Origin of the sequence: Bacillus sp. GMs2/2 (genome assembly GCF_050172095.1) — a bacterium.
Lineage (GTDB): Bacteria > Bacillota > Bacilli > Bacillales > Bacillaceae_G > Bacillus_A > Bacillus_A cereus.
On the sequence record NZ_JBNLYE010000546.1, the window covers coordinates 1 to 2,088 of the forward strand.

Here is a 2,088-nt window from a genome sequence, read left to right on the forward strand (position 1 = left end):
TGGAGCAACAGGCCCTACTGGAGCAACAGGTCCTATCGGAGCAACAGGTTCCACTGGACCAACAGTAACCACTAACTCCATGTTTGCCTCTAATACAATTGGTAGCGTTATTAATGTCGCTTTAGGTAGCGCTACGAGTATTCCTCTTCCTAATAATCAAAACTTAGATGGTTTTACAGTCAATGGTACAAATACCACTTTTACAGTGCCTCAATCAGGGAGATATTATATTACTTATCAAATTAATACTACAGCTGCAGTAGGTATTGGTGCTGGTTCAAGAATTTTATTAAACAATACTACTCCTATTCCTGCTTCTATATTAAGACCAGCTCTAAGTGTATCCGCTTTTAACAATGATGTTATAGTTAATTTAAATGCTGGAGATACAATCCAATTACAATTATTTAGTAGTATTCTTTTAGTTGCTACACTTCTGTCGATTGGAGGATCGGTTGGAGCTGCCTTAACAATCATTAGGGTTTCGTAATATGTATCTCTAACAAAACTTCTTTTAAACCGTAAATTTAATTGTCCAAACAAAATAGAAAAATCAAACATATAATAGTGTATCTTGTTCATAAATTTAGGAGGGGTTCATGTTGGCGCAAATAGGAAATTGCTGCACTGAACAATTATGCTGTGTAAATGATGCTGTATGTTGCACTATTATTTTAGATGATACCGGCGGTACCGCTTTACCTATTTGGGATGATGCTACTACTTTTGTAATAAATGGGACAATTATGGTGGAAAATAACGGAACAGTTGGAGTTGGACCAACAGCTGCTCTCACTGTAAACGGAACAGCTGTTGGAGGATTTGTAGTTGCACCAGGTGAATGTAGATCCATTACGATGAATGATATAAATTCCATTGCAATTGTGGGAGCCGGAACAGGTACATCTAGTGTTAAAATTTCTTTCTCGATAAATTATAAATTCTAATATAATGAGAGATAAAAGATGATACATGTTAGTCATGACTAACATGTATCATCTTTTAATTTTCGTGACTTTTAACAAATTAGGTCTTGATAACAAACGGCTTCAATACCGGAGCAATACGAGGAAATACATAGAATGTTTGAGGAACAATATAAAGTACCTAAACCTTTTTTAACACAAGATACTATGGAACGAATAGAAAGAGCGTTAATGCAATCTTTTCACGAGGAAGAAGAAATACATATCTCATACTATCGTGATGGAATGGTGCAAGACATGTACATAAATGTATTACATATTGAACCGATGACGAAAACTATATATTGTACAGATGCCTTTGGTTTGAATACTAAGTTTAAGTTTAATGAATTGGTGAATATAAATTAAAAGAAGCCGCCCGACAGGACTGAAGTGCACCCCAATTGTTAGACACAGCCTAACAATTGGGGTGCACTTCACATATATAGGTGGCTTTTGTACGACAAAAAAAAAGAGCTCTGCTATACAGCAGAGCAAAAGAAAAATATATAACCCTATAAAAATAATACAAATTATTGATACTTTCAAAAGACGAAATTTAAATTTCCATCACAATAATAGCTATGTTTAAGTATGAAACATTCTACCTTCACTATAGCTATGAATATTCTTATTTTAGAATTCCATAGTATCCAAATAGCTCTTTGAGAGATACCTCAATACCGAACTTCTTCAAAGAATCTTTTCTTTGTTCAAAGAGAAGTTCTAAAACTTTTTTCTTATCTTTGTCTCTTCCATAATGAATCAACCTATGACAGTTCGGACATATACTAACTATATTTCCAACAACATCTAAACTATTTTCAAAATCATGTTGCATTCTTAACGGTATTAGATGATGGGCCTCCATATAATTTTTTCGGCTGGCTTCCGATACAAATGTTTCATGTGTGTCATCTATTTCACATTTAAATTCTGCCTGTTTAATAGCTTGTTTAGCTTTTTTCGGATCACGAGGCCATACTTCCCTACCAGATTCCATTTTAGTTTTTTTTCGATTTTCCGGTTTCTCTTCTTCTGCAATCTTTACTTTACTAAAATCCGAATCAATATTAGCCTGATACATATCTTCCTCTTGCTCATCCTCAGAAAGAATAAAGCT

Annotated in this window: 4 protein-coding genes; 3 read left to right on the plus strand and 1 reads right to left on the minus strand. The window is 34.2% G+C overall.

Annotation, left to right across the window (positions count from 1 at the left end; genetic code table 11):
- The 3 genes from ACQGS6_RS27175 to ACQGS6_RS27185 form a co-directional block, all read left to right on the plus strand.
- Positions 1-490 (plus strand): BclA C-terminal domain-containing protein (locus tag ACQGS6_RS27175; protein WP_426965923.1); only part of this gene is annotated, 490 nt, incomplete at its 5' end.
- 112 nt (positions 491-602) lie between these two features.
- Entirely contained in the window at positions 603-947 is a 345-nt protein-coding gene (locus tag ACQGS6_RS27180; protein ID WP_017562367.1) for a DUF3992 domain-containing protein, read from the plus strand.
- A 105-nt stretch (positions 948-1,052) separates the two neighbouring features.
- Positions 1,053-1,334 carry a YolD-like family protein gene (locus tag ACQGS6_RS27185; protein ID WP_144608262.1) on the plus strand — a complete coding sequence of 94 codons (282 nt, stop codon included), beginning with the start codon at positions 1,053-1,055 and terminating at the stop codon, positions 1,332-1,334.
- Positions 1,335-1,596: 262 nt separating this feature from the next.
- On the opposite strand, the gene ACQGS6_RS27190 is transcribed toward ACQGS6_RS27185, so the two are convergent.
- Positions 1,597-2,088: HNH endonuclease (locus tag ACQGS6_RS27190; protein ID WP_426965924.1), on the minus strand; the 492-nt coding region annotated here is incomplete at its 5' end.